The organism is Shigella sonnei, assembly GCF_002950395.1.
Lineage (GTDB): Bacteria > Pseudomonadota > Gammaproteobacteria > Enterobacterales > Enterobacteriaceae > ECMA0423.
In genome coordinates this window covers 4444102-4466527 of record NZ_CP026802.1, presented here as the reverse complement: position 1 = coordinate 4466527, position 22426 = coordinate 4444102, and the positions used below count along the sequence as shown (strand labels likewise).

Below are 22426 nucleotides of genomic sequence, written 5' to 3'. Positions count from 1 at the left end.
GATATTTCGCCCCTTTTTATTAACAATAATAAATATTATTTTCCGCTAAAAAGTTTGGGAATTTCCCGCAGACACCAGGATTTCGCTTCCCCCATACTGTCACGACGCCAGGCCATAATAATATCGATCTCACTGGTCGATTCCGGGCTGACGACACGCAACCGCCCTTCCGCAATATCTTTTTCGACCATCGGATACGGCATCGTCGCCACGCCAAGCCCCGCCAGTAATGCCTGACGTTTATCTTCAATCGTGCTCACCGTTAAGCGCGGCTGTTTGTCCAGCAGTTGTACGGTCAACACCGGGCGCTCACGAGCGGTATCCGCTACCGCAATTCCACGATATTTCACGCGCGTCACTTCAGATAACGGTTCCGGCTCCTGATGAATCGGGTGATCAGGCGCGGCAACGTAGACGTTCATTAACGTATAGAGCTTGCGCGAGTTGATCTCCGACGAGGAACGAAAATGCATATCCGGCGCGATAACAATATCCGCCCGCCCCTGCTCCAGTCGTTCCTACGCCCCCGCCAGCACTTCGGTGATGATTGCCAGTTGGGTATTGGCTTTTGCCGCCAGTTTGTCGATTAACGGGAAAAAGGCAGGTGTCGGTACCAGCGCTTCGGTCACAATGGTGAGATGCGTTTCCCAACCGCGCGCGAGGGCTTCCGCATCGGTAGTCAGTTTATCTGCGGCTTCCAGCAAAACGCGCCCTCGCTCCAGCAACATCCTCCCGACATTGGTGAATTTGGTGCGATGGCCCGAGCGGTCAAACAGCACCACATCCAGCTCTTCTTCCAGTTTTTGCATGGTGTAGCTAAGTGCGGAAGGCACGCGTCCCAGCTCATCCGCCGCCGCCGCAAAACTGCCCCGGCGATCGCATCCATAACCCGTAGTGCTTCCAGCGTTAATGCCCTTTCTTTGGCCATTTCGTTCTCATTCAGGAAATTTGAACATACCGGGCAGAATATCTGGCTAACAATGTAGCGTCCAGCCCCTTACCATAAAAGGAAGTAAAGAGAGGTCAAGAATTATGATTACTACCCGAACTGCCAGGCAGTGTGGACAAGCAGACTACGGATGGTTGCAGGCCCGGTATACTTTTTCCTTTGGACACTACTTCGACCCGAAATTGTTAGGCTATGCCTCCCTGCGTGTGCTTAACCAGGAAGTGCTGGCCCCAGGTGCCGCCTTTCAGCCGCGAACCTATCCCAAAGTCGATATTTTAAATGTGATTCTGGATGGAGAAGCAGAGTATCGCGACAGCGAAGGCAATCATGTTCAGGCCAGCGCCGGTGAGGCGTTGCTGCTCTCTACCCAGCCGGGTGTCAGCTACAGCGAACACAATCTCAGCAAAGACAAACCGTTAACACGAATGCAGCTTTGGCTGGACGCCTGCCCGCAGCGAGAGAATCCGCTGATTCAAAAACTGGCGCTTAATATGGGCAAGCAGCAATTAATCGCCTCGCCAGAGGGTACGATGGGAAGCCTGCAATTACGCCAGCAAGTGTGGCTGCACCATATCGTGCTCGACAAAGGCGAAAGTGCGAATTTCCAGTTGCATGGGCCACGCGCGTATTTGCAATCGATTCACGGGAAATTTCATGCGCTTACGCATCATGAAGAGAAAGCGGCGCTGACCTGCGGTGATGGGGCGTTTATTCGTGACGAGGCTAACATTACGCTGGTTGCCGATTCCCCACTGCGCGCTTTGCTGATAGATTTGCCTGTCTAGTTGTTTTTACAGGGAGATGATGATGAGTAAAAAATCGGCCAAAAAGCGCCAGCCAGTGAAGCCCGTGGTGGCGAAAGAACCTGCTCGCACCGCCAAAAATTTTGGCTATGAAGAGATGTTGAGCGAGCTGGAAGCCATCGTCGCGGATGCTGAAACGCGTTTAGCCGAGGATGAAGCTACCGCGTAAAGACAGGTTGCCGGATGCGGCGAAAACGCCTTATCCGGCCTACAAAATCCAACAACATTAACGAATTAAACAACCCGTAGGCCGGATAAGGTGCGCCAGCATCGCATCCGGCACAATACTCAAAACCTGGCGTTTATCTGGCCTTGCTCGCCATAATCTCGATAATCTGCCGATCCGTTTGCTGCATCGAATGGCTTGCTAACGCACACAGGTTGGCAATCGACTGCTCAACATCATGCGCCACGATCCCTTCATTGCCGGTCACGGCGGTATCATCCAGCGCCATTAACACCGCTTTCCACGCAGCCGAAGCACTGGTCGAAACCTTCATCGCGCAGCTGTTCGACGCACCATCGCAAATCATGCCGCTGACATCGCCGATCATACTGCTGATCGCCATCGAGATAGTTTCATAACGCCCATCCACCAGCCATGCCATCCCGGCGGCGGCCCCCATTGCTGCGGTCGTTGCGGCACAAAGTGCAGACAAACGCGGTAACTGGTTATGGATGTAAATTGCGCTCAAATGAGAAAGCATCAGCGCACGCGCCAGTCGTTCATCATCCGCTCCGAAGTGTTCTGCTACAACCACCACAGGCATTGTTGCGGTGATCCCCTGGTTACCCGAGCCGGAGTTACTCATAGCCGGAAGCGTAGCGCCGCCCATACGCGCATCGGATGCCGCGCTGGTACGAATCACAATGGATGAAGAGAGATCTTTCGCCAGCAAACCGCGCTCGCACTGTTTTTCCAGCGTCGCGCCAATATGCAGCCCCCACTTACCGCTCAAACCTTCCTGCGATAACGCACAATTTAGCTTCGCGGAATCGAGAATAAAGCGGATCGCCGCAAACGGGACTTCATTGACGAACTTCAGGATCTCAGCCAGCGTCGTTCTGGAAAGCACCGTCAGCGGAGACTCTTGCTCGCCCTCTGCCACACACGCCTGCTGGGTAAACACCACACCATTGTGCGTCTCAATATGCACAATGTTGGTATGCCCGCCGACGATGGTGACACACGCCCACTTCTCACCGTTCCAGACTTTGGCGCGTGAGAAGAGGATTTCATTGCAAGGTTCCTGGATCTTAACGGAGACTTTCCCCGCCGCCAGCAGTGCTTTGGCATCGGCAATTGCCTGCGCAGTTGCGTCTTTCAGCACTTCCAGCCCGGCGTTGGCATTTCCACCTAACGCCCCCAGCGCCGCCGCAATCGGCAGCCCCACCATTCCCGTGCCGGGAACGGTGACGCCCAGACCGTTCTTCATCAGATTTGGCGAAACCCAGGCTTCTACACGTTCAACCGGACCTTCCAGTTCTGCCGCAGCAACCGCCGCCGCCAGCGCCAGTGAAATCGGTTCAGTACATCCCAGCGCCGGTTTTACTTCCTCCTGAACGGCGAGGATGTAACGCTGCCATAACGGATTTAAAGTCGAATCAAACATATTAAAAACCTTAAAATTTCAGGTAAATCAAGAAAATGCCAGGAACGGAGAAACACAAAGCAACAAACCAGTGACGATAATCAGGTACAGAGACATCCCTTTGTATTTGTGCAATGCCGGTACTTTGTAAACCAGCCACGCCGGGATCAGGCACCCTACCATGCCGAAAATCGGGCTACAGATAGAGGTGAAGCTCAACACCGGTGCGTTCAGTACGATAGCGCTCCAGGCCAGCAAAATGGCGAAAATCATGATGCCGCGCTGAACAAGATTTTCGTTAATCTTCTCGGCAGGCATCTTGCGACGCAGGATGTTCATTACGATCCCTTGCGTTGCTTCGCGAAAGCCTAAATAGACGCCAAAGAATGCAGTCATGACAGCAAAGATATTGAGAATGACGCTGACCACTTTCACCCACGCTGCGCCGTCACCGCTAATAAACTGTGCGGCAATCGCCAGCGCGGAAATATTCTGCTCGTAGGCTTTTACCGCTTCGTCATGCCCCATCGCCAGCGTGAACGACACGGCGTAGAAAAAGACGGTGACAAACAAAATGCCAAACGCGATATTCATTGCCCGCAATGCTTTATGCCGCGCCACTTCAATAGATTTTTCCCGCGAGCGATAAGAGATCACCATCGGGCTTAACGTCTGGATAAACAAAATCGACGTCAGGGTAAACGGCAGCGTAATAATGGCGTTTTTCACCAGCAGCCCCAGCGGCGGTAGCGAACCGACGTTATACAGATGCCACATTCCCACCATCGACACGCCCAGCGCCGCGACCACCAGCAGCTTGGTCAGCACCATGCCGGTCGAAATTTTGAATAACAATTTCTCGCCGCGTGAAGAGATCGCCACCAGAATGCAAATCAGTACCAGACCATAAAAGGGACTGTCTGACAGCAACCCTTCCGTCACGCCGAAGGTATGCAGATAGGAAGCACTATCGTTGGTGATGGCGGTGGAATAGACGAACATCCAAATCACCAGCATTACGAAATAGAACGCACCTAACAGGATGCCCCAGTTTTTACCTAAATAACCGCTAATGACACTCGGGTAATCTTTACATTCTGGTGATTCTGCCAGCGTATTAATAAACAACCGCTGAAACAGATACATTGCCGGGTAACCAATCACCGATGAGAGCAAAAATACCCACAATCCCATCAAACCGACCTGCACCGGGAGAAAAACAATCCCCGCGCCAATCGCCATCCCGATACTCATAATCACCCAGCCGGTGTCAGTACTGTCGAATTTGATCGCTTCTCGCCACTCGCTCTCACTCATTCCAGCACGACCCGCCGGGGTCGAAGCGTCTGCAATGACGCCTTTATTCGATGCAATTTCCATAATTTCTCGCTCAATATTTTGTAGGGCTTATTATTTTTTTCCGAGCCGCATCAAGGCGATATGCGGTCTACGTTTTTGCAGGCGAGTTATTAGAATAAAGAAATGATACGCGCGAGGTCAGAGAAAATCTTCACAATCAAGACTTTGAAATAACGGAGATGGATAAGAATTTTCTACTAAATTAATCGCAAGAGAATATTCATTCTCTATTTGCGGCAGATCACAAAAAAAAGGTGCACATTTGTGCACCCAAGGATGAAAGCTGACAGCAATGTCAGCCGCAGACCACTTTAATGGCCAGTCCTCCGCGTGATGTTTCGCGGTATTTATCGTTCATATCTTTGCCGGTTTCATACATCGTCTCGATCACTTTATCGAGTGAAACACGCGGTGCCGAGGTGCGGCGCATCGCCATCCACGCGGCGTTTACTGCTTTCACGGCATTAATGGCATTACGTTCAATGCACGGGATTTGTACCTGTCCGGCAACCGGATCGCAGGTCAGCCCAAGGTTATGCTCCATCGCGATTTCCGCCGCATTGCATACCTGCGCCGGACTGCCGCCCAGTAGTTCAGTTAACCCTGCCGCCGCCATTGAACAGGCCACGCCAATCTCCCCCTGACAGCCGACCTCCGCGCCAGAGATGGAGGCGTTCATTTTATACAGCGCGCCAATAGCCCCCGCTGCCAGAAAATAGCGGGCAATTGACCGCTCGTTTACCGGACGACGGAACTTATCGTAATAAGCCAGCACTGCCGGAATAATGCCGCACGCACCGTTAGTCGGTGCCGTTACCACGCGCCCGCCAGCTGCGTTTTCTTCACTAACCGCCAGCGCGTACATGTTGATCCAGTCGATGACATTCATCGGATCGTTAGAGATGTTATCGCTAGAAACCAGCTGACGACGCAGCGCTACGGCACGACGCGGCACATTGAGCGGACCAGGCAGCACGCCTTCAGTGTTCATCCCGCGTTCAATACCGTCATGCATCACTTGCCAGATACGGGCAAATCCTGCGTCAATTTCCGCTTTGCTGCGCAGCGCCAGCTCGTTGTGCATCATCAGGCCAGATATAGACAGGCCGTTGTAATCACACATTTTCAGCAGTTCACCTGCTGAGTGGAAATCGTAAGGTACGGACGTTTCGACATCGTGCGACAGGCCGAAGTGTTCTTCTTCGACAATAAACCCGCCGCCGACAGAGTAATAGGTTTTACTTAATAGCGCTTCCTGTCCCTTCCAGGCAGTGATCCGCATTCCGTTCTCATGGCGAGGCAACATTTCGGGATGGAAGATAATGTTCTTTGCTACAGGAAAATCAACAATATGCGCACCAGATGCCACTGGCAGCCGCCCGCTGCGCGTTACTAACTCTATAAATGCAGGGATCTCATCAATGACAACATCCTGCGGACTGTTTCCTGCCAGTCCCATGATAATGGCGACATCCGTGGCATGGCCTTTGCCCGTCAGTGACAACGACCCATACAGATCGACCACAATATGGCTCGTCGCGGTTAATAAGCCGCTACTTTCCAGCCGATCAATAAAACTTTTTCCGGCATTCATTGGCCCCACGGTATGCGAACTGGAGGGACCAATCCCAATTTTGAAAATATCGAATGCACTAATCATATCCACACCCTCGGATTGCCGTTCAGTGAAGTGGAGCGGAACGACCTTGCGACCGTCCCGCTCACGAGGCTTTACGCACTACGTACTGCGATAGCTTCAATTTCCAGCTTCACATCTTTCGGCAAACGCGCAACCTGCACACAGCTCCGGGTCGGGTAGGTCGCCTGATGCTCATCGAAGAACTGCTTATAGACTTCATTGATGGTGGCAAAATCATTCAGATCGGTGATGAACACGGTCATCTTGATGATATCGCCCACGCTCAGCCCGGCAGCAACCACGATCGCTTTGACGTTTTCGAGGCTTAAACGCGCCTGATCTTGCACATCAGCCGGGATCTCACCGGTCTGCGGGCAAACCGGAATTTGCCCGGAGGTGAAGACCATGCTGCCTAAATCAACGCCCTGAACATAAGGGCCGATTGCGCCTGGGGCACGTTGCGTTTCGATAATCTTTTTCATACATCCTCCGGCGTCAGAGCGCCTGGGTAAAAGTACGTGAAATAACATCCTGTTGCTGTTCACGGGTCAGTGCGTTGAAGCGCACGGCGTAGCCAGAGACACGGATTGTCAGGTTAGGATATTTTTCCGGGTGCTCGATGGCATCCAGCAGCATTTCCCGATTCATTACGTTGACGTTGAGGTGTTGACCGCCTTCGACATCCGCTTCGTGGTGGAAATACCCATCCAGCAGGCCGACAAGGTTGGTTTTACGTACTGGATCTTCTTTGCCCAGCGCCGCAGGAACGATTGAGAAGGTGTACGAGATCCCATCTTTGGCGTAGGTGAACGGCAGTTTCGCCACCGACGTCAATGAGGCCACGGCACCTTTGCGGTCACGACCATGCATCGGGTTAGCGCCCGGCGCGAACGGTGTTCCGGCGCGACGACCGTCCGGCGTATTACCGGTTTTCTGGCCGTACACCACGTTAGAAGTGATAGTCAGAATCGACTGGGTAGGGACGGCGTTGCGATAGGTTGGCAGCGCTTTAATTTTCTTCATAAAGCGTTCAACCAGGTCGCAGGCAATGCTGTCTACGCGCTCGTCGTTGTTGCCGTACTGCGGATATTCACCGTCGATTTCAAAGTCCACCGCCAGGCCGTTTTCGTCACGGATTGGTTTCACGCGGGCATATTTGATGGCAGACAGGGAGTCCGTCGCCACCGACAGGCCCGCGATGCCGCATGCCATAGTGCGATAGACATCACGATCGTGCAGCGCCATCAGCGAAGCTTCGTAGCTGTACTTGTCGTGCATGTAGTGAATGATATTCAGCGCGCTGATGTACTGCACCGCCAGCCAGTCCATGAAGTGATCGAGGCTGTCCATCACTTTGTCGTAATCCAGCACGTCGTCCATCAGCGGTGCTGTTTTCGGCCCGACCTGAATCTTCAGCTTCTCGTCCACCCCGCCGTTAATTGCGTACAGCAGTGTTTTCGCCAGGTTAGCGCGTGCACCAAAGAACTGCATTTGCTTACCAATCACCATTGGGCTGACGCAACAAGCAATTGCGTAATCGTCGCTGTTGAAGTCAGTACGCATCAGATCGTCGTTTTCATACTGCAAGGAAGAGGTGACGATCGACACCTGCGCGGCATATTTTTTGAAGGCAATCGGTAATTCTTCCGACCAAAGAATGGTCAGGTTAGGTTCCGGTGCCGGCCCCATAGTGTGCAGGGTGTGCAAATAGCGGAAGGAGTTTTTGGTCACCAGCGTACGACCGTCCAGCCCCATCCCGCCGATCACTTCCGTCGCCCAGATTGGGTCGCCGGAGAACAGCGAATCAAATTCCGGCGTACGCAAGAAGCGCACCATACGGATCTTCATAATGAAGTGATCGATCAGTTCCTGTGCCTGCTGCTCATTGAGTACGCCTGCTTTAAAGTCGCGCTCAATGTAGATATCGAGGAACGACGCCGTGCGCCCCAGCGACATCGCGCCGCCGTTCTGTGATTTCACTGCCGCCAGATAAGCGAAGTAGAGCCACTGCACCGCTTCCTGCGCATTCTGCGCCGGGCGAGAGATATCAAAGCCATATTTCGCCGCCATTTCCTGAATCTGCAACAGCGCATGACGATGCTCTGCCAGCTCCTCACGCAGACGGATGGTGGCTTCCAGATCTTCGCCTTTTTCCAGACGGGACTGGAGATCGGCAAATTGCAGTTCGCGTTCACGCACCAGATAACTGATGCCATACAGCGCTACGCGGCGATAGTCACCGATAATGCGCCCACGGCCATAGCCATCTGGTAAACCGGTCAGCACGCCAGATTTACGGCAGCGCAGCATATCCGGTGAGTAAACATCAAATACGCCCTGGTTATGGGTTTTACGCAGATCGGTAAACAGATATTCAAATTCACTGTCCATTTCACGGCCATAGGCGTGGAATGAACTTTTAATCATATTAATGCCACCGAACGGATGCAGCGCGCGCTTTAATGGCGCATCCGTTTGCAGACCAACAATTTTTTCCAGCGGCTGGTTAATATATCCCGCATCATGAGCGGTAATTGTGGTGGCAATATTGGTATCGAAATCAACCGGCGCGTGGGTTGCGTTTTCGATACGGATGCCTTCCATTACTTTTTCCCACAATTCCGTGGTGGCAGGCGTCGCTTCGGCGAGGAAAGATTCATCGCCTTCATACGGTGTATAGTTATGTTGAATAAAATCGCGGACATTAATTTCGTTTTTCCAGTCCGTACCTTTAAAGCCAAGCCATGCGTCGGCGTACAGCTTATCGCTGGTATCAATATCTATCTTCATGAAAAATAATCTCTCTACAATACTTCAACTAAATTATGCAAATTCTGCGGGCGCGTTAACTTTGCCTAAATGAATGGCATCCAAAGCAATCATTTTTTCTTCGTTAGTCGGAATAACGGCACAAATGACACGCGCATTTTCACTGGAAACAATTCGCTCTCCAAAAGAGTTAGAGCGATTATTCATTTCTGTATCAATCACTACGCCTAATACAGCCAAATGTTCCATGACCAGACGACGAATTAAACTTGAATTCTCTCCTATTCCGCCGGTGAATATAATTCCATCCAGGCGACGTAATGAAGCTGCGTGTCCGGCAATATGACGGGCAATTCGGTGAACAAAGGTTTTAATTGCCAGTTGCGCGCGTTCGTGACCTTCATGCCAGGCTTTTTCCAGAACACGTAAATCCGAAGAAAGACCGGAAATACCTAATAATCCCGACTCTTTATTCACTACGCGTTCCAGGTCACCCAGGCTCTGGTTGGTTTGGCTGGCGACCCAGGACATCGCACCAAAGTCGACATCGCCACTGCGGGTTCCCATCATCAAGCCTTCCAGCGGCGTCATTCCCATTGAAGTATCAACACTCTGACCGTTGCGAACCGCGCAGATTGACGCGCCATTGCCAAGATGCGCCACAACCAGGCCGGAGTCATCTTCCGCCAGATTCAGCAGAGAATGTGCGCGCTGGGAAACATAGCGGTGCGACGTGCCGTGGAAACCATAACGGCGTACACCTAACTCTTCATAATATTTCCACGGCAGGCCGTATAAATAAGCTTCCGGAGCCATCGTCTGGTGGAAACTGGTATCAAATACCGCCACCTGAGTTACGCCCGGAAATAATTGCTGCGCCGATTCAATACCACTTAAATTGGCGTAATTATGCAGGGGTGCCAGTGGAGAAACGCGACGGATATTATCAATGACTTCATCGGTAATAATGGCGGACTCGGTAAAAATACTGCCGCCGTGAGCGATGCGGTGGCCAATTAAGGCCACACTGTCATTTAAATTCCGTTTTTCCAGTTCAAATGCAATTGCCTTCAATGCACCTTCGTAGCTGTGGTGAGCCAGCGGTGCTGGCTCTCCCCCATTTACGGATAAGAATGCATTTTCCGAGTTAATACCGTCGGCAATACCTGACATTAATACTTCACAGTCGCTGGCATCGAGCACGGAAAACTTAATCGAAGACGAACCACAGTTAATAACCAAAACAACCGGAAATTCATTCATCTCTTTTCTCATCCTGAGTTACGGATTAAAACAGTTTGTATACGATGTTCAGGATGGTCAGCAGACCAATCACGGTAACAAACACGTTATCCAGACGACCACGGTATTTCGCCAGAGACGGCGCTTTACGGATGGCATACATCGGCAACAGGCACAGCAGGGATGCGATAATCGGTGCGCCCATGGCTTCAATCAGGTCGAGGATGTTCGGGTTGGCGTAGGCAACAACCCAGGTGGAGCCCATGATGAAGATCATGCTGATAGTGTTCAGTTTACCCAGCGACACTTTAGTTTTGTCGCCTTTATAACCAAACTTCAGGACCAGGCCATTCAGACCTTCCAGCGTTCCCAGATAGTGACCGAAGAAAGATTTGAAGATAGCCACGAGTGCGATGATGGAAGCCGCATATTCCAGTGTAATCGCGAACGTTGTTTTGGTACCGGTCATGGACGCAAAGTGGTTAGCCAGATAAGAAAGCACTGGAATATTCTGCGCTTTGGCTTCCGCCATGTTGGCCGGAGACAGCGTAAATAGGCAGCTAAAGGCAAAGAACATCACCACTGCAACCATCAGCATGCTGGCACGAGAAATGATTTGGGAACATTTACGTTCGGTGAAGTCGCGACCGAAGTCTTTCTCATACTCTTCACGTTTAGAAACCACGAAGGAAGAGACGATTGGCGAGAAATTAAAGGAGAAAACCATGATGGAAATCCCCAGCCAGACGGTGATCAGGATACCGTCATGACCGGTTAACGACAGCGAACCGAGGTCAACCTGGTCGATAACTGCAGAGTTCCAGTAAGGGATCAGCGACAGAGAAATCAGCACCAGGCTGGCGATAAACGGCCATACCAGGTAGCTCATCACTTTAACCATCAGATCCTTACCAAACCAGATGACGAAAGCCATCAGCAGCAGCAGGAACAGCGCCACAAAGCCGCGATTCAGCGGTGCAAAGCCGAGCTGGTTTTCCCAGAACGTCATAAAGGTATTGGTAATAGTAACGCCATAAATCCACAGCAGTGGGCAAATCGCGAAGAAGTACAGGAACGTGATAACCACGCCGCCAGTTTTACCAAAATGCTCTTCCACCGTTTCCGTAATGTTGCCGGAAGGGTTAGAGCCAGAAAGACATAGACGCGCCAGCGCCCGGTGGCAATAAAATGCGATGGGGTATGCCAATACCAACATCAGAAGAATCGGGATCAGTCCGCCAAAACCTGCGCGGATAGGGAAGAACAGCACCCCGGCGCCGATTGCCGTACCAAACAAGCCTAACGTCCATGTGGTATCTGATTTACGCCAGGACGATTGTTTTGTCTGGCTGGATACAATGCTATCTGAAGTACTCATATCCTATCCTCAACGAATTAATTAAGCGTCAACGAAACCGGTGATTTGAGAGACGCGAGAAAGATCGATATTGCCGCCGGAAATAATACTGACGGTTTTTCTGTTTTGAATATATTGGTCTAATTTACCGCTTAATAATGCAGCACATGCCAGAGCGCCTGCGCCTTCGGTGACGACTTTATTGCGCTGAATTAAGGCAATCATACTGTTTCTGATTTCGTCTTCGCTGACCAGCACGATGTCATCGACTAATTCACGAACGATTTCGTAAGTTAAATTACCCGGGCGGGAGACATCACAACCATCCGCCAGGGTGCCGGTAGTTCGGTGCGTGGTTATTTCTCCGGAGTGGAAAGAAGCCGCCATGCCGTGAACGTTTTCAGACTGTACGCCAATAACACGAATGGTCGGGTTAATAGATTTAATTGCCACCGCAATACCAGCAATTAAACCGCCACCACCAATTGGCACAATCACGTTATCGACATCATAGAGATCTTCCATAATTTCCAGACCAATCGTTCCCTGGCCAGCAATCACTTTCGGATCATCGTAAGGTGGGATAAAAATACGGCCTTCCATTTCGACAATTTCGCTCACTTTAGCGATAGTGTCGTTGAAGTTATCACCATGCAGAACGACTTCTGCGGAGTAGTCGCACGTTGCCGCTACTTTGGATTTTGGCGCACCTTTTGGCATCACCACTTTACCGTCGATACCCAGCATCGCGCAGGAGAGCGAAACCCCTTGCGCATGGTTGCCCGCAGAACAGGCCACCACGCCTTTGCGTTTTTCCGCATCGGTCAGTGAACTTAATTTATTAAATGCGCCACGAATTTTAAATGAACCCGTACGCTGCATATTTTCAAACTTCAGGAATATTTCACCTTTGCAACGTTCACTAAAATAGTTGGAGCGAGGCATGCCTGTTTTATAAATTCGCCCAGCCAGTCGTTGTTTCGCTTCAATAATATCATCAATAGCAATCGGCAGATCGTATGTAATATGCATTATAAAACCTCTTCGCCTGAATTAAATATGTAGGTAACCGTAACCGACACCTGCAAAACAGACAGGTGGATTATTTATGTTTAAATAAAAACAAATAACTAACCAACTTCTATTAATTGCCTTCGTCTACACCCATTATAAGATGAATACTCTTTGGCTAATTCCACCAAAACCGATGCTGCTTTTTTAATACGATAATTTTTCGACCATACCGCGGCATATTGTGCCACAGGTAATGTTTCTTCAACCGGAATAGTAATAAATTGATTAGAACCAAAAGGTGACGTCATATCACAAGGAATTACAGTTAAGAAATCAGCATTGAGAACAAGATTATAAATTGTCACGACTGAGTCGGTTTTAACGATGTTTTCAATACTGATGCCATTTCTTTGTAACGTAGTAAGCAGTTCGCTGTAGTACCCCATATTAGTTTGTGGCAACACCCACTGTTCGTTCTTCAACGACTCCAGCGTGGTGGTGCCGGTGCATGTTCGGGACTTACTGGCTACCAGCACAAACTCGGACTCGAACAGCGGCTCAACATGTAAATCCTGAAGCTTCATTTCTGCACTTAACGTACCAATCGCAAAATCCAGTCGACCGTCGCGGATTGCCGGTAAGAACGAAGACAGTTGCGCTTCATACATAGAAACCTGCGCTTTCGGGAACACCTCTTTGAACTTGTTGATCATCCCTGACATAAAAGTAAAACCAATCAATGAAGGAAAACCAAATGAGACTTCCACCACCGCCTCAGAAGACATACCGCTTATCTCATTAACCATATTTTTCATTTCACGGGTAATGGATTCGGAACGGGAGAGTAACAATTGACCGGCAGGTGTTAATGTTACACCGGTATTTTTCCGCACCACTAATTCCACACCAAAATAATCTTCAATATCGTTAATGATTTTACTGACGGCCGGTTGAGTTAACCCTAATTCTTTTGCAGCCGAGCCGATAGAGCCACTTCTAATGACTTCCTGAAAGACTACCAGGTGCTGCGTTTTCGGAAGAAGAATAGTGCTCATAACGACCTACGTTAATTACCTCATTGACGGCATGAAGTGTATCAAAATGAAATGAACAGGATATGTGCGACCACTCACAAATTAACTTTCAATACTTTCCAGGGTATCGTCATTACAATTAAATACCTTTAAATATCAACAAGTTAAAGCATAAAAATCAGCATAAACCCTGATTTTTGTCAAAAAAAATGACGGGGATAACCATATTTTATGGCGATAACATCATTCGTTATGTGGTTAATACAAAAAAGGGGCTGAGACCATATTTCAAGCAATTACCGGATAATTACCAGGCAAAATTTGAGTTAAATTTAATGAGCAAGTTCTCAAATTTTATTATAAATAAACCATTTTCAGCGATAAATACTGCGGCACGTCACATTTTTTCACGCTATTTGTTGGAGAACAAACATTTATTTTATCAATATTTTAAAATTTCGAATACAGGTATTGATCATCTCGAACAATTGATTAACGTCAACTTTTTCTCTTCTGACAGGACGTCATTTTGTGAATGCAATCGTTTTCCATAAATTCTTCTCCCCTCATAGGCGACGAATAGCATTTTGTGTTGAGGATCACAAAACGAATAATTGCTGATCGCCGCGATAAGGTCAGACAAAGACAACAAGGGAAATTTTCACAGAGCTTTTGATCGTCGTAGGCCACAGAATGTTGCTTCGTTTACTGTAACGCCGGGTAAATGAGCGTTTTTTGATAGTGCGAAAGAACCCTGCGAGGAAAATAAGCATCTATTATTGTTTGTCATGACGACAAGGCAGGCATCAATGAAAGGCTTCCCAATTGCACATATTTTTCACCCTTCAATCCCGCCAATGCACGCAGTGGTTAACAATCACAATAGAAATATTGATTATTGGACGGTAAAAAGAAAGTTTGCAGAAATTGGGTGATGCTGCCAACTTACTGATTTAGTGTATGATGGTGTTTTTGAGGTGCTCCAGTGGCTTCTGTTTCTATCAGCTGTCCCTCCTGTTCAGCTACTGACGGGGTGGTGCGTAACGGCAAAAGCACTGCCGGACATCAGCGCTATCTCTGCTCTCACTGCCGTAAAACATGGCAACTGCAGTTCACTTACACCGCTTCTCAACCCGGTACGCACCAGAAAATCATTGATATGGCCATGAATGGCGTTGGATGCCGGGCAACTGCACGCATTATGGGCGTTGGCCTCAACACGATTTTACGTCACTTAAAAAACTCAGGCCGCAGTCGGTAACCTCGCGCATACAGCCGGGCAGTGACGTCATCGTCTGCGCGGAAATGGACGAACAGTGGGGCTATGTCGGGGCTAAATCGCGCCAGCGCTGGCTGTTTTACGCGTATGACAGTCTCCGGAAGACGGTTGTTGCGCACGTATTCGGTGAACGCACTATGGCGACGCTGGGGCGTCTTATGAGCCTGCTGTCACCCTTTGACGTGGTGATATGGATGACGGATGGCTGGCCGCTGTATGAATCCCGCCTGAAGGGAAAGCTGCACGTAATCAGCAAGCGATATACGCAGCGAATTGAGCGGCATAACCTGAATCTGAGGCAGCACCTGGCACGGCTGGGACGGAAGTCGCTGTCGTTCTCAAAATCGGTGGAGCTGCATGACAAAGTCATCGGGCATTATCTGAACATAAAACACTATCAATAAGTTGGAGTCATTACCCCATTAATGAACCGTTAAAAAACCAGGAAATATCGGTGATGCTGCCAACTTACTGATTTAGTGTATGATGGTGTTTTTGAGGTGCTCCAGTGGCTTCTGTTTCTATCAGCTGTCCCTCCTGTTCAGCTACTGACGGGGTGGTGCGTAACGGCAAAAGCACTGCCGGACATCAGCGCTATCTCTGCTCTCACTGCCGTAAAACATGGCAAATGCAGTTCACTTACACCGCTTCTCAACCCGGTACGCACCAGAAAATCATTGATATGGCCATGAATGGCGTTGGATGCCGGGCAACTGCACGCATTATGGGCGTTGGCCTCAACACGATTTTACGTCACTTAAAAAACTCAGGCCGCAGTCGGTAACCTCGCGCATACAGCCGGGCAGTGACGTCATCGTCTGCGCGGAAATGGACGAACAGTGGGGCTATGTCGGGGCTAAATCGCGCCAGCGCTGGCTGTTTTACGCGTATGACAGTCTCCGGAAGACGGTTGTTGCGCACGTATTCGGTGAACGCACTATGGCGACGCTGGGGCGTCTTATGAGCCTGCTGTCACCCTTTGACGTGGTGATATGGATGACGGATGGCTGGCCGCTGTATGAATCCCGCCTGAAGGGAAAGCTGCACGTAATCAGCAAGCGATATACGCAGCGAATTGAGCGGCATAACCTGAATCTGAGGCAGCACCTGGCACGGCTGGGACGGAAGTCGCTGTCGTTCTCAAAATCGGTGGAGCTGCATGACAAAGTCATCGGGCATTATCTGAACATAAAACACTATCAATAAGTTGGAGTCATTACCGGAAATATCTACAGGCAATATCAATGTTAATTGCCCATTAAAAAATATTTACAATGAAATCAGGAGGTTGAACGTAATTTTTAGTTGTGGGACTGGAGATATAGTTGATCTATCCTCTCTGGACTTACGTAATGTCGATTTAGATTATTACGATTTTACAGATAAACATATGGCTAATACTATTTTAAATCCTTTTAAATTGGATTCAACAAATTTTACTAATGCCAACATGTTCCAGGTTAATTTTGTTAGTTCAACACAAAACGCCACAATCTCCTGGGATTATTTACTAAAAATAACGCCTGTTTTAATAAGCATTAGCGATATGTATTCTGAAGAAAAAATCAAGTTTGTCGAAAGTTGTTTAAATGAGCTTGGAGACATTACCGAAGAACAATTAAAAATTATGAGATTTGCAATTATAAAATCTATACCAAGGGCAACTCTTACAGATAAATTAGAAAATGAATTAACAAAAGAAATATATAAAAGCTCATCGAAAATCAACAATTGCTTGAACAGAATTAAATTACCAGAGATGAAAGAATTCTCATCAGAAAAAAATATATGATTACATCGATATAATCATTGAAGATTATGAAAATATCAAAGAAAATGCTTATCTGGTCGATCCAAAAATTAATTACACTATAGATTTAAACATAGAAGACTCTAGCTCAGAGGAATTCCTTTTTGATAATAGCCTCGAGAAAGACGAAAATTCTTCGGACAATTGCTTTGAGGTCGAAAAATATAACGCATATGAAGCATATAACTCAGAGAATCTATATTTTACCAGAGAGGAATATACGTATGATTACGACCTTTTAAATGCAATATAGACATAATAACTTCTTACAAAATCTATAATTAATACCGTAGATATTCATTCATCTTACCCTGTGCACCAAAAGCAAAAACTCACTGACGCGGGTTTGAAACTGATGGCAACCGCAAAAATGCCTGATGCGCTACGCTTATCAGGCCTACGCCATCTCTACAATATATTGAATTTGCGTGCTTTTGTAGGCAGGATAAGGCGTTCACGCAGCATCCGGCATGAATAAAGCGCACTCAACAATCTGAAACCCGCCGGAACGGTTTATTACGTACATCAGGTGAAACTGACCGATAAGCCGCTTTCTTTTGGGTATAGTGTCGTGGACAGTCATTCATCTTTCTGCCCCTCCAAAAGCAAAAACCCGCCGAAGCGGGTTTTTACGTAAATCAGGTGAAACTGACCGATAAGCCGCTTTCTTTTGGGTATAGCGTCGTGGACAGTCATTCATCTTTCTGCCCCTCCAAAAGCAAAAACCCGCCGAAGCGGTTTTTTACGTAAACCAGGTGAAACTGACCGATAAGCCGCTTTCTTTTGGGTATAGCGTCGTGGACAGTCATTCATCTTTCCGCTCCTCCAAAAGCAAAAACCCGCCGAAGCGGGTTTTTACGTAAATCAGGTGAAACTGACCGATAAGCCGGGTTCTGTCGTGGACAGTCATTCATCTAGGCCAGCAATCGCTCACTGGCTCAAGCAGCCTACCCGGGTTCAGTACGGGCCGTACCTTATGAACCCCTATTTGGCCTTGCTCCGGGTGGAGTTTACCGTGCCACGGACTGTTACCAGCCGCGCGGTGCGCTCTTACCGCACCCTTTCACCCTTACCTGATCCCGCTTGCGCGGGCCATCGGCGGTTTGCTCTCTGTTGCACTGGTCGTGGGTTTCCCCCCCAGGCGTTACCTGGCACCCTGCCCTATGGAGCCCGGACTTTCCTCCCCTCCGCCCGTCTCCCCCGAAGAGGACGACGACGAAGCGGCGACTGTCTGGTCAGCTTCGGCGCGCAGTATAGAGGGTTTGCGCGCCCTTGTCACCCCGCGTTGCGCATTCCAATCGCCAGTGTCGCGGCGATATTACGTGAAGCACGGCAGATATTGTCATAAGCCCCGCGGAATGCTTCGTCCAACGTACCTATGCTGGTCAATACGCTGAAGACCGCATCGATGCCATGCTGATGTACAACGCCAACATCATCGGTCAGGCTACCCGCAATGCCAATCACCGGTTTATGGTACTTCTTCGCCACGTTTGCAACGCCAATCGGTACCTTGCCGTGAATACTCTGGCTGTCAATACGCCCTTCACCGGTGATCACCAGCGTACAATCGTGAATATGTTCTTCCAGATTCAGCGCCGTAGTGACGATTTCAATACCACTTTTCAGTTCCGCACCAAGAAACGCCATCAGCGCCGCGCCCATACCGCCCGCAGCTCCTGCGCCGGGGACATCTTTCACATCAACATGCAGCGCTTTTTTAATGACATCGGCATAGTGAGAGAGGTTATTGTCCAGCTCAACAATCATCGCTTCACTGGCTCCCTTTTGTGGGCCAAAGATGCGCGATGCGCCGTTATCGCCCACCAGCGGATTGGTGACATCACAAGCGACGCGAATGACGCAATCTTTTAAGCGCGGATCGAGGCCGGAAATATCAATATCATTCAGAGTATTAAGACTACCGCCGCCAAAACCAATTTCATTGCCGTTGGCGTCGCATAATTTCGCCCCCAGCGCCTGTACCATGCCTGCGCCGCCATCATTTGTAGCGCTGCCGCCAATGCCGATAATAATGTTTGTTGCACTGCTCTCCAGCGCCTGCAGGATTAACTCGCCTGTGCCGCGTGAAGTGGTTACGAGTGGATCGCGTTTTTCCGCAGGTACCAGCTCCAGCCCACTGGCCGCCGCCATTTCAATAAACGCGGTTTTGCCATCGCCGGAGATCCCCCAACTGGCATTCACTTTCTCGCCCAGCGGCCCTGTAACCCAGGCGTGACGTTCAGCCCCCTGGGTGGCTGCAATCATCGCTTCCACCGTTCCTTCACCACCGTCGGCAACCGGAACAGAAACATACTGTGCATCAGGAAAAATTTCCCGAAATCCTTTTTCTATCGCCTGCGCAACCTCGCTGGCAGATAAACTTTCTTTATAAGAGTCTGGGGCGATTACGATTTTCATACCTATGCCTGTTACCACATGACGCCGGAGGGCGTTTCTCTTATTCGGCCTAGATTCCAGGCCCGGATTGCAATACACCATCCGGGCACGACGTCATTAACGAGTAACTTCGACTTTCGCCAGTTTTTCGTAGTAGCACGCCAGGGCGCTATGATCCGCCGTTCCTAAACCATCTGCACGCAGTGCCTGCATCATCTCCATAACCGCAGCTGTGAGCAGCAGTTGTGCGCCGACGCCGTGAGAAGTATCCAGCGCATTCGCCAGATCCTTAATATGCAGATCAATGCGGAAGCCCGGCTTGAAGTTGCGGTCCATCACCATCGGCGCTTTGGCATCCAGCACGGTACTGCCCGCCAGCCCACCGCGAATTGCCTGATAAACCAGGTCCGGGTTAACGCCCGCTTTGGTTGCCAGCGTTAACGCTTCTGACATCGCAGCAATATTCAGCGCCACAATGACCTGATTTGCCAGTTTGGTGACGTTACCTGCACCGATTTCCCCGGTATGCACCACGGAACCCGCCATCGCTTTCATCAAATCATAGTATTTGTCGAAAATAGCCTTGTCGCCGCCCACCATCACTGACAGCGTACCGTCGATGGCTTTCGGTTCACCGCCGCTCACCGGAGCATCCAGCATATCAATGCCTTTCGCTTTCAGCGCTTCGCTGATTTCACGGCTTGCCAGCGGTGCGATAGAACTCATATCGATCAATACCGTACCTGGCTTCGCGCCTTCAATAATGCCATTCTCACCCAGCGCCACCTCTTTCACATGAGGGGAGTTTGGCAGCATGGTTATGATGACGTCGCACTGTTCAGCGATCGCTTTAGCCGTAGACGCTGTTTCTGCACCTGCAGCAATCACGTCAGCAATAGCTTCTGGGTTACGGTCAGCAACCACCAGCGAGTAACCTGCTTTCAGAAGGTTTTTACTCATTGGTTTACCCATAATCCCCAGGCCAATAAAACCAACTTTCATAGTCATATCAACCATCTCTCTTGTTGCGGTGGTGGTTATTTTTTAAAGGTATCAGCCAGTTTCTGAGTGGCAGAGCGGAAGACGCCAAGATCGCTGCCGACAGCCACAAACGTCGCGCCCCATTCCAGATAACGACGCGCATCGGCTTCGACCGGCGCGAGAATACCGCTGGGTTTGCCGTGCGCGCTGGCACGGTTAAAAATATGCTGAATTGCTTTTTGTACATCCGGATGCGAGGCATTGCCGAGATGGCCCAATGCCGCAGCCAGATCGCTGGGGCCGACGAAGATACCGTCTACACCTTCGGTAGCGGCAATAGCATCGACGTTATCTACGCCCTGCTGACTTTCTATCTGGACCAGAATAGTAATGTTCTTGTTCGACTGAGCGAAATAATCCGCCACGGTGCCAAACATATTGGCGCGGTGAGAAACGGAGACGCCGCGAATGCCTTCCGGCGGGTAACGAGTTGATGCCACCGCCTGCTCTGCTTCCTCTTTTGTTTCTACAAAAGGAATCAGGAAGTTATAGAAACCGATATCCAGAAGACGCTTAATAATTACCGGCTCGTTGGTCGGCACTCGCACTACTGGCGCGCTGGCGCTGCCTTTCAGGGCCATTAACTGCGGAATAAACGTGGAAATATCGTTTGGCGCATGTTCGCCATCCAGCACCAGCCAGTCAAACCCAGCCAAACCAAGAACTTCAGTGCTAATCGGGTTAGAGAGTGCTGACCAGCAACCAATTTGTACCTGTTTCGCAGCCAGTGCGGCTTTGAATTTATTCGGGAAAACATCGTTATTCATCGCTTATACCTTTGCTTATTTCTGCAATTCCATACGTTTAATGTCGCCAACTACGAAGAGGTAGCAGACCATCGCCATCAGCGCTGAACATCCCACGAAAACCAGTGCTGCATTGAAGGAGTGCAGTTCACTTACCAGGTAGCCAATCACCAGTGGAGTGACAATGGAGGCAACATTGCCAAAGACGTTAAAGACGCCGCCACAGAGGCCAACAATCTCTTTCGGCGCGGTGTCAGAAATCACCGGCCAGCCCAGAGCACCAAATCCTTTGCCAAAAAAAGCCAGCGCCATCAGCATGACCACCAGCGTGGTGTTGTTGGTGTAGTTACATAAGATGATGGTGGAAACCAGCAACATTCCCAGCACAATCGGTAGCTTACGTGCCAGGGTCAGGGATAAACCGCGTTTGATCAGATAATCCGAGAAGACACCTCCCAGCACGCCGCCCGCAAAACCACACAGTGCCGGAATCGAGGCGACCAGACCCACTTTCAGAATCGACATGCCTTTTTCCTGCACCAGATAAATCGGGAACCAGGTGAGGAAGAACCAGGTGATGGTGTTGATAAAATATTGTCCGAAAAATACGCCCAACATCATGCGGTTAGAGAGCAATTGCTTGATGTAATGCAGTTTGGGACCGCTTGCTGCCGCGCTGCCCGGCTTTTTGTGGTCCATATCGACCACCGCGCCATTTTCAGAGATAAACTTCAGCTCTTCCGCAGACATACGTGGGTGATCTGTCGGGTTATGAATCAACTTGATCCACAGCGCCGTCAGCACAAAACCAATCCCCCCATAACGGTGAAGACGTGCTCCCAGCCCCAAGCGAAAGTCAGCCAGCCAAGCAGCGGCGAAAAGAGCGCCAGCGAGAAATATTGCGCCGAGTTAAAGATGGCGGAGGCAGTACCACGTTCTTTCGTCGGGAACCAGGCGGCGACAATACGGGCGTTCGCCGGGAATGATGGCGCTTCCGAGAACCCCAGCATAAAGCGCATAAAGAACATGGAGATCCCTGCCCAGGCCAGCGGGAACATATCAACAAAGCCTTGCAGGAAGGTGAACAGCGACCAGAAAAAGAGGCTGTAGGTGTAAACTTTTTTCGAGCCAAACTTATCAAGCAACCAGCCGCCGGGGATTTGCATCAGCAAGTAGGCCCAGCCAAAAGCAGAGAAGATGTAACCCATCGAAACCGCACTTAACTGCAACTCTTTTGCCACTTCGGTACCAGCAATAGACAGCGTTGCACGATCGGCGTAGTTAACGGCGGTAACAATAAAAATAATCAGTAATATTAAATAGCTGGTATGCACGCCTTTCTTTTTTACGTCAACGGTGTCCAGAATCATTTTATTTACCTCGGGTACTTAT

The 22426-nt window shown here is 49.7% G+C and carries 17 protein-coding genes, 1 other RNA gene and 4 pseudogenes; 7 read left to right on the top strand and 15 right to left on the bottom strand.

Annotated elements, in window-relative coordinates; translation table 11 throughout:
* Positions 1-35 precede the first annotated feature (35 nt).
* Positions 36-928 (bottom strand): annotated as a pseudogene (gene yhaJ / locus C1P89_RS23070) (DNA-binding transcriptional regulator YhaJ).
* 104 nt (positions 929-1032) lie between these two features.
* On the opposite strand from yhaJ, the gene C1P89_RS23060 reads away from it, so the two are divergent.
* Together C1P89_RS23060 and yhaL are read left to right on the top strand one after the other, a co-directional pair.
* The gene (locus C1P89_RS23060; protein ID WP_000633577.1) at positions 1033-1734 is read left to right on the top strand and encodes a pirin family protein; all 702 of its coding nucleotides are present in this window, start codon (positions 1033-1035) and stop codon (positions 1732-1734) included.
* A 22-nt stretch (positions 1735-1756) separates the two neighbouring features.
* Positions 1757-1921 (top strand): protein YhaL, encoded by a 165-nt coding sequence (gene yhaL / locus C1P89_RS23055; protein WP_001295544.1) that lies wholly within the window; start codon positions 1757-1759, stop codon positions 1919-1921.
* A 133-nt stretch (positions 1922-2054) separates the two neighbouring features.
* Here yhaL and cyuA read toward each other — a convergent pair whose 3' ends face one another.
* From cyuA to tdcA, 9 genes are all read right to left on the bottom strand, one after another.
* On the bottom strand, positions 2055-3365 hold the full coding sequence (cyuA, locus tag C1P89_RS23050; protein ID WP_000460519.1) for a cysteine desulfidase: 1311 nt from the start codon (positions 3363-3365) through the stop codon (positions 2055-2057).
* Positions 3366-3392: 27 nt separating this feature from the next.
* Complete coding sequence (locus tag C1P89_RS23045; RefSeq protein WP_000401571.1) at positions 3393-4724, bottom strand: SLC5/6 family protein; 1332 nt, start codon at positions 4722-4724, stop codon at positions 3393-3395.
* A gap of 274 nt (positions 4725-4998) precedes the next feature.
* Positions 4999-6363: an L-serine ammonia-lyase gene (gene tdcG, locus C1P89_RS23040; RefSeq protein WP_000622116.1), complete on the bottom strand. Its 1365-nt coding sequence runs from the start codon at positions 6361-6363 to the stop codon at positions 4999-5001.
* A 71-nt stretch (positions 6364-6434) separates the two neighbouring features.
* Positions 6435-6824 (bottom strand): enamine/imine deaminase, encoded by a 390-nt coding sequence (locus C1P89_RS23035; protein WP_000719990.1) that lies wholly within the window; start codon positions 6822-6824, stop codon positions 6435-6437.
* A 13-nt stretch (positions 6825-6837) separates the two neighbouring features.
* A complete protein-coding gene (tdcE, locus tag C1P89_RS23030) occupies positions 6838-9132 on the bottom strand; it encodes a 2-ketobutyrate formate-lyase/pyruvate formate-lyase (protein ID WP_000686861.1) in 2295 nt (764 codons plus the stop codon).
* A 33-nt stretch (positions 9133-9165) separates the two neighbouring features.
* Complete coding sequence (gene tdcD, locus C1P89_RS23025) at positions 9166-10374, bottom strand: propionate kinase (protein WP_001352528.1); 1209 nt, start codon at positions 10372-10374, stop codon at positions 9166-9168.
* 25 nt (positions 10375-10399) lie between these two features.
* A complete protein-coding gene (tdcC, locus tag C1P89_RS23020; protein WP_000107723.1) occupies positions 10400-11731 on the bottom strand; it encodes a threonine/serine transporter TdcC in 1332 nt (443 codons plus the stop codon).
* A 21-nt stretch (positions 11732-11752) separates the two neighbouring features.
* Positions 11753-12742, bottom strand: a complete 990-nt coding sequence (tdcB, locus tag C1P89_RS23015) for a bifunctional threonine ammonia-lyase/L-serine ammonia-lyase TdcB (RefSeq protein ID WP_000548339.1) — start codon at positions 12740-12742, stop codon at positions 11753-11755.
* Positions 12743-12840: 98 nt separating this feature from the next.
* Positions 12841-13779, bottom strand: coding sequence for a transcriptional regulator TdcA (gene tdcA / locus C1P89_RS23010; RefSeq protein ID WP_000104211.1), 939 nt, complete (start codon positions 13777-13779; stop codon positions 12841-12843).
* A 314-nt stretch (positions 13780-14093) separates the two neighbouring features.
* Here tdcA and tdcR point away from each other — a divergent pair, with 314 nt between their 5' ends.
* From tdcR to C1P89_RS22990, 5 genes and pseudogenes are all read left to right on the top strand, one after another.
* Positions 14094-14312, top strand: coding sequence for a transcriptional activator TdcR (tdcR, locus tag C1P89_RS26175; RefSeq protein ID WP_001390702.1), 219 nt, complete (start codon positions 14094-14096; stop codon positions 14310-14312).
* Between the two features lie 255 nt (positions 14313-14567).
* Positions 14568-14687, top strand: a pseudogene (locus C1P89_RS26170) (hypothetical protein); the annotation flags it as partial.
* A 56-nt stretch (positions 14688-14743) separates the two neighbouring features.
* A protein-coding gene (locus C1P89_RS23000; RefSeq protein WP_094096600.1) for an IS1-like element IS1A family transposase occupies positions 14744-15441 on the top strand; the annotation gives its coding sequence in 2 pieces (ribosomal slippage) (positions 14744-14993 and positions 14993-15441; 699 coding nt in all).
* Between the two features lie 104 nt (positions 15442-15545).
* Positions 15546-16243, top strand: a protein-coding gene (locus tag C1P89_RS22995) for an IS1-like element IS1A family transposase (RefSeq protein ID WP_237158176.1) whose coding sequence is annotated in 2 segments (ribosomal slippage) — positions 15546-15795 and positions 15795-16243 — 699 coding nt in all. Because the reading frame shifts where the segments join, the coding sequence is not laid out codon by codon here.
* A gap of 13 nt (positions 16244-16256) precedes the next feature.
* Positions 16257-17100 (top strand): annotated as a pseudogene (locus tag C1P89_RS22990) (hypothetical protein); the annotation flags it as partial.
* A 613-nt stretch (positions 17101-17713) separates the two neighbouring features.
* On the opposite strand, the gene rnpB reads toward C1P89_RS22990, so the two are convergent.
* From rnpB to garP, 5 genes and pseudogenes are all read right to left on the bottom strand, one after another.
* An RNA gene (gene rnpB / locus C1P89_RS22985) (RNase P RNA component class A) lies at positions 17714-18090 on the bottom strand.
* Positions 18091-18122: 32 nt separating this feature from the next.
* Positions 18123-19268 carry a glycerate 2-kinase gene (garK, locus tag C1P89_RS22980; RefSeq protein ID WP_005140202.1) on the bottom strand — a complete coding sequence of 382 codons (1146 nt, stop codon included), beginning with the start codon at positions 19266-19268 and terminating at the stop codon, positions 18123-18125.
* 96 nt (positions 19269-19364) lie between these two features.
* Positions 19365-20255 (bottom strand): 2-hydroxy-3-oxopropionate reductase, encoded by an 891-nt coding sequence (garR, locus tag C1P89_RS22975; protein WP_011310298.1) that lies wholly within the window; start codon positions 20253-20255, stop codon positions 19365-19367.
* A gap of 29 nt (positions 20256-20284) precedes the next feature.
* On the bottom strand, positions 20285-21055 hold the full coding sequence (gene garL / locus C1P89_RS22970; RefSeq protein WP_001058227.1) for a 2-dehydro-3-deoxyglucarate aldolase: 771 nt from the start codon (positions 21053-21055) through the stop codon (positions 20285-20287).
* Positions 21056-21070: 15 nt separating this feature from the next.
* Positions 21071-22404, bottom strand: a pseudogene (garP, locus tag C1P89_RS22965) (galactarate/glucarate/glycerate transporter GarP).
* Between the last annotated feature and the right edge of the window lie 22 nt (positions 22405-22426).